This is a genomic window from Exiguobacterium sp. s161, from assembly GCF_018619045.1.
GTDB lineage: Bacteria > Bacillota > Bacilli > Exiguobacteriales > Exiguobacteriaceae > Exiguobacterium_A > Exiguobacterium_A indicum.
This window is the reverse complement of record NZ_JACSNH010000014.1, coordinates 1-5,082: the sequence shown is the minus strand read 5'-3', so window position 1 is coordinate 5,082 and position 5,082 is coordinate 1. Positions and strand designations below refer to the sequence as shown.

Here is a 5,082-nt window from a genome sequence, read left to right as displayed (position 1 = left end):
ATCTCCTATGCGGAGAAACGGGCGGAGGAACGATCAGGCTTCGATTGCCCTCCAGAGTACGCCAAGTCTCAGATGAAGGCGACGAGGGAACTCTGGGGCAAGTCGGACGGTATCCAAGCCCATCATGTCATCCAATCCTTCAAGCCAGGGGAAGTGACGGCACGACAGGCGAACGAGATTGGGCAGGAACTCGCTCGATCCATCTCCAAGGGGCATGAAGCCGTCATCTACACGCATACGGACAAGGAGCATATCCATAACCACATCATCATCAATGCCGTGAACTTCGAGAACGGCAGCAAGTACCAATCCTCGAAGAAAGACCTTCACCGGATCCGGGAGGAGAGCGATCGACTCTGTCTCGAGCAAGGATTGTCGGTCGTCCTCAAGCGAGAGACGCCCGTACGCTATACATTGGCGGAGAAAGCCCTTCTCGAGAAGGGCAAGTCATCCTGGAAGGACGACATCCGGACAAAGATCGAGGAGGCGAGAGACGCCACGACGAGCTATGAGGCATTCAAGGGCTATCTGTCGGAGAAGCATGAGATCGAAGTGCGAGAACGAGGCAAGACGACGACTTACTACGATCATGCGAACAATAAACGAGTACGAGATAACAAACTAGGGTCTGATTATGAGAGGGAGGTCATCAAGGATGGGTTTGAGAGAGCAGTTGGACAAGAAGAATCACGACATCGTGAAGTCGGAAGAGGCATCGGAGTATCGGACGGGGAACGAGCAGGAGCAGGGAGCCCACCAGACGCCCTCACTCATGATCGAGAACGAGCAAGAGCTGCTGATGCGTCTGAGAGCCGTCGAGGGCTATCTGTCGACCGTGCTGCAGGAAGTCGTCCAGAAGGAGATGACGTTCCAACAGGAGATCGAGAACCTCGTCCAGATCAGCAAGAGCACGGAAGAACTGATGGCTTTGACTATGAAGAATTCAACCGAAAGCTTGAGCAATCGAAGCGTGGAGCTCGAAAATCATACCAGCAAAACAAACGAACAACTTCAGGCATTGCTCGGGACGTACTCGAAACAACTCAGTCAGAACCAGCAAACCCTTCACGAGCAGCTGAAGAACATTCAGAGTACACACCTCGAGCAACTGAACATGAGCCACAAACTGATCAACGACCAACTCGAACAGATCGGCGATCTGGTGAACAGCAACATCCTCGCCCAACAGAGTCGGCTCGAGAAGATGCTCGAGAACAACACGAAAAAGATCGAGACAGAGATGAACAACCTCAAGAGCAGGCACGACCAGCAACTAAACGACATCTCAACAAGTCTCACGAGCAGGATTTCGAGCGTTAAGTGGAAAATCTTCAAGACGGAATGGCTAGATGCAGGCAAGCAAGGGCTGATGACAGCAGTATTTTTGATCCCAATTTACCTAATTATACGATTCGTTTTTTCTTTAGCTAGTGTAGAGTTACCATAATAAAAAGCAATTATCCTCTAAAATGTGTTTTAAGAGGATAATTGCTTTTTTACTTAATCCATTGGATACGATTGTACAGCAATTGGTGATGTATAGTTACCGTATTTGTAATGAACTACAGTTGAATATATGCGATAACGTCCTTGATAAGTATCGTACGCTTTATATTTCCAAGTACCAACATAAGTTGGCGGAAGAGCTTCTGAAGCATCATAGGACACTTTAGAAAGCGCACCAGAAACTAACCATTTAGCTACATTCGACGCGATTTTTAATTTATTTCCAACGTAAAACGTCACAGCCGCAATAAGTGCTCTTGCACCTTCATTAGTAAAAGTAATTTTATAAGGACCATCAACAATTTGTGAACCACCTGGTGGCTGTACAATTGCATTGGTCGTAGGACCAGATTTTATTTTATTAAATACTGAACCTTTATAAAGTGAACTCGAAAGAGAAGTATCTCCAGGACTTTCTGTTACAAGATAGTCAGTAGGATCACTAACCATATCAAATGTATTTTCTAATTGTGTTTCATCTACTGGTGTTGGAAACGAGAAAATAACTCCTTCATACTCATAAGAATATGCTTGAGTCGGAACTTCTTCAGCTAATTTCTTTTGCTTAAAGTCAATCTTAGACTGTTTAAATTTAGTTGCAGCCTCCGTAGGATATGCTGCAAAAGATGCAGAACTTAGTAAAGCAACAGATAATAAACTTAAAGTAATCTTTTTCAAAGTAAATAACACCCTCTCACAATTTAGTTATTAATAGTGTAAGCTATTAATTGATGAAAATCACCATAAAAAGGAAGGATGTTTAAAAATATGGATAAAAGTAATTTCCTAGCTAGTGTTTTAGTATCTATTTTCCTTATAATAGCTTTTGTTTACTCAGATAAATTTTCTTTAAGTAGCAGTAAAACTAGTTGGCTCATATTTTTCACCATATTCATTGTAGGAATGCTCGGAAGCATGCTATTTAAAAAATACAAAGACTCAAAAGTATCTACTCCAATTGTGTTAATAACCTACTCTACTTTTCTAATAATAATATTAATGATTTTTTAAAAAAGCGGTCAATTTCGACCGCTTTTTTCATGCTTGGCTTGATACCAACGGTATCGTTGCGAGGAATTGTCATTTCACGCAAGGATGACCTTTTTTACACTTTTTAAAGTGATTTGGCAGCAATCACTTTTTGATACCACGAAATAATTTTTGCATCACTATGAATAATTTCTAAATCCCTCTCCATTTGGAGTAAAAGAGAGTCTAACTCTAAATCCCGATCCATCGACTTTTCTTTTCTCATAATTTGCTCATAAGCAAAATCATATTTTTTCAATTTTTCCAAAGTAATTCCTCCCTAAAAATATTAAATACATTAGCAATTCATAGAAATACATACTAATCTAATTTTTTTTTACAAATAGTCATTCCTTATGTAATTAAAAAGATCTAGCTTCTGCTACCTGTCTATACAAGGCCATGATTTCGTCTTCCCTTTCTTGCCAACCCTTACTAGATTCTATCTCAATCATCAGATCAGCCAATTGAAGAACACGCTCAATAGAGGAACTGTTCTCCATTATTAAATTAAACTTCAATTTAAAATACTGAACATCGTTCATATTTACACCTCCAAAATAAGAAATAGATCTGAAGAAATTCATAACACATAAACAACTACCGCACTTCGTTTTCGGCGTTTACGCCTTCACTTCGTTTGCTGGCGTACTGCGTCACATTGAATGGACTCGCTTCGCTCCCTCCTTCAACGCTCCTCGCACGACATGTTCTACAGTCTTTATTCTTCATCTTTCCTGCATTTTCTTTTCCTTTTTTTACTTTAAAAGACTTGATGCACTAGAAGAGCATGTGCATACTGCGGGAGGCAGGCGAGGAAAACGGCTGGATGGGCAGACTAACCCCTTGAAAATAAAAGGATTAAATCTGCCCAACGTTTCTGCGTCCAGTGTAGGACGAGGTATCCGTATGTCTAGGCGTTCCAAGACTGCAGGGGAATCACACCCCCACGATATGACTCGCTGCGCTCTTGCGCACACAAGGCGTTTCCACGCCCTACCTTGCTGCCTTTCGGCGACTCGTCATATAATCCACTCTGAGGTGGCCAAAAGCCACCTCAGGTCGTGTCACAGCAATCATACAGCCGCCTACTAGGAAATTCCCCACCGTTTGTCGTGGGACTGCCTACGGTCTCGTACCATATGACCCCGTCTGAACCTCTCAACGATCTTTACCGTATCCCTTCGGGACTTAGGCTATGTACAGGGCTCTCCGTCCTTCCCCTGCTAACGTCGCGTCACGTACTGGAACTGCGGTGACGACCGATCCATTCTACTGCGTCGGCTGGATGAACCTACTCGTTTAAAGAGCGAGTGCTGACCTCTTTTTTATGTAAGACCAAAACAAAAAGGACATCGTTCAGTAGCGAGTTTCGTAAAACTTGCTACTGAACAATGTCCTTTATCTACTTAAAACCTTGTAAAAGCTAGGTTTCCTTAGTATGATAAGTGCATCTAAGTTGAAGTCACGTGCTATGTGCCTTCAACGATCAATAGCTAGTGTTCCCGCACTTGCTATTCAAAAGCGTCACTTCGTTGATGATCTACTCGTTTCCCGACGAGCAGGTAGGAGAAGTGGCGTTTTTTGTTGTTTCGTCCATATTTTGTTACTGCTTATTGTACGCTTACATCAGTTTTCTGACAATATTAATTTTGATATTCATAAGAAGTGACTGAATATCTACTTAGAGAAAGAGGGAAGATCATGAATAAACGATTCATACTTAAATCGAAACAGCACCTTAGTGGAGGTATTATTAAAATTGTTGTAGATACTCAGACGGGCGTAAATTATTTGATGACAAGTGGGCTTGGTATGAGCGGAATGACACCACTATTAGACAGAGAAGGTAAGGTTGTTGTAGATAAGCCTTTCGACTAAAGCTATTTCCTTAAGGAAATAGCTTCTTTCGTCTCCAACGACGAAAGAACGGTCTCTAATTTTTTAGAGAAAGGGGCTCGGGGAAACCCCCGACAAGCTGTATTTGCGACACGAAGTGGCTAGCAAATACGAAGCTTGCCAACCCCTCTGCGCATAGAATATGATGGACGAGTAAGGGCATCTACTCGTCCATCATTCGGCGCATAATTCGTACGTATTCAGAGGGGGCGGTTGTTATGAAAGCGAACCGAAAAGAGAACCGACAGGTCAATTTTCGTGTGAGTGAAGACGAGTTTGAGAAACTTTCTGAGATAGCAGAAAGTTTTCAAATGAGTGTGCCGGCTTATGTGAAGAAGCAGGCACAAGGAGCGAGAATGAGACCCCCGAAGATCGATCGGGAGGGCGCATTCGAGATTGCCCGTCAGTTGCGTGCCATCGGGAACAACGTGAACCAGATGACCAAGCACGCGAATGAGGGCAAGACAGTTCCGAAAGAGGAACTGGTCAATCTACAGAAGGAGTTGAATCAGATATGGCAACAATTCAACTCGGCAATACAAAAGTAGCCAACAAGCTGATCTCCTATGCGGAGAAACGGGCGGAGGAACGATCAGGCTTCGATTGCCCTCCAGAGTACGCCAAGTCTCAGATGAAGGCGACGAGGGA

At 43.2% G+C, this 5,082-nt stretch carries 6 protein-coding genes and 1 pseudogene; 4 read left to right on the top strand and 3 right to left on the bottom strand.

What is annotated here, in order from left to right:
• A partial coding sequence (locus KNQ14_RS16550) for a relaxase/mobilization nuclease domain-containing protein (RefSeq protein WP_214861863.1) occupies window positions 1–1,320 on the top strand: 1,320 nt, incomplete at its 5' end.
• 180 nt (window positions 1,321–1,500) lie between these two features.
• On the opposite strand, the gene KNQ14_RS16545 is transcribed toward KNQ14_RS16550, so the two are convergent.
• The 3 genes from KNQ14_RS16545 to KNQ14_RS16535 form a co-directional block, all read right to left on the bottom strand.
• Window positions 1,501–2,184 carry a hypothetical protein gene (locus KNQ14_RS16545; RefSeq protein ID WP_214861862.1) on the bottom strand — a complete coding sequence of 228 codons (684 nt, stop codon included), beginning with the start codon at window positions 2,182–2,184 and terminating at the stop codon, window positions 1,501–1,503.
• Between the two features lie 436 nt (window positions 2,185–2,620).
• A complete protein-coding gene (locus KNQ14_RS16540) occupies window positions 2,621–2,803 on the bottom strand; it encodes a hypothetical protein (protein WP_214861860.1) in 183 nt (60 codons plus the stop codon).
• 94 nt (window positions 2,804–2,897) lie between these two features.
• The gene (locus KNQ14_RS16535) at window positions 2,898–3,080 is read right to left on the bottom strand and encodes a hypothetical protein (protein ID WP_214861858.1); all 183 of its coding nucleotides are present in this window, start codon (window positions 3,078–3,080) and stop codon (window positions 2,898–2,900) included.
• 1,159 nt (window positions 3,081–4,239) lie between these two features.
• On the opposite strand from KNQ14_RS16535, the gene KNQ14_RS16530 reads away from it, so the two are divergent.
• The 3 genes and pseudogenes from KNQ14_RS16530 to KNQ14_RS16855 form a co-directional block, all read left to right on the top strand.
• Window positions 4,240–4,416: a DUF6440 family protein gene (locus tag KNQ14_RS16530; RefSeq protein WP_214861856.1), complete on the top strand. Its 177-nt coding sequence runs from the start codon at window positions 4,240–4,242 to the stop codon at window positions 4,414–4,416.
• A gap of 236 nt (window positions 4,417–4,652) precedes the next feature.
• Window positions 4,653–4,982: a MobC family plasmid mobilization relaxosome protein gene (locus KNQ14_RS16525; RefSeq protein ID WP_214861854.1), complete on the top strand. Its 330-nt coding sequence runs from the start codon at window positions 4,653–4,655 to the stop codon at window positions 4,980–4,982.
• Window positions 4,949–5,082, top strand: a pseudogene (locus tag KNQ14_RS16855) (relaxase/mobilization nuclease domain-containing protein); the annotation flags it as partial. The gene KNQ14_RS16525 and the pseudogene KNQ14_RS16855, both read left to right, overlap by 34 nt.